The organism is Bradyrhizobium uaiense, from assembly GCF_010811875.1.
In the GTDB taxonomy this organism is placed as follows: Bacteria; Pseudomonadota; Alphaproteobacteria; order Rhizobiales; family Xanthobacteraceae; genus Bradyrhizobium; species Bradyrhizobium uaiense.
The window spans coordinates 1-255 of the sequence record NZ_VKHP01000720.1 but is presented as its reverse complement, the minus strand read 5'-3'; the positions used below and the strand labels follow the sequence as shown (position 1 = coordinate 255).

At 67.5% G+C, this 255-nt stretch carries 1 pseudogene; it reads left to right on the top strand.

The features are described 5' to 3' along the window. A pseudogene (locus FNJ47_RS49390) lies at positions 1 to 255 on the top strand (IS110 family transposase); the annotation flags it as partial.

The following is a 255-nucleotide window of genomic DNA, read 5'->3' as shown; positions in this document are numbered from 1 at the left end:
AGACCAGGCTTGGCAAGATCACCCGGGCGGGCGACGAGGACCTGAGACGGCTGCTCGTGATCGGGGCTACGGCGGTGATCCAGCAGGCCAGACGGGGACGCGGTCATCACTCGCGCTGGCTGCTGGCGCTGATCAAGCGCAAGCCGCCGAAGCTTGCAGCGGGGGCGCTTGCCAACAAGGGGGCGCGCATCGCCTGGAAGCTGATGACGAGCAATGAGAGTTACGACGTTGCGCGGCTGGATGCCGCCGGAGCAG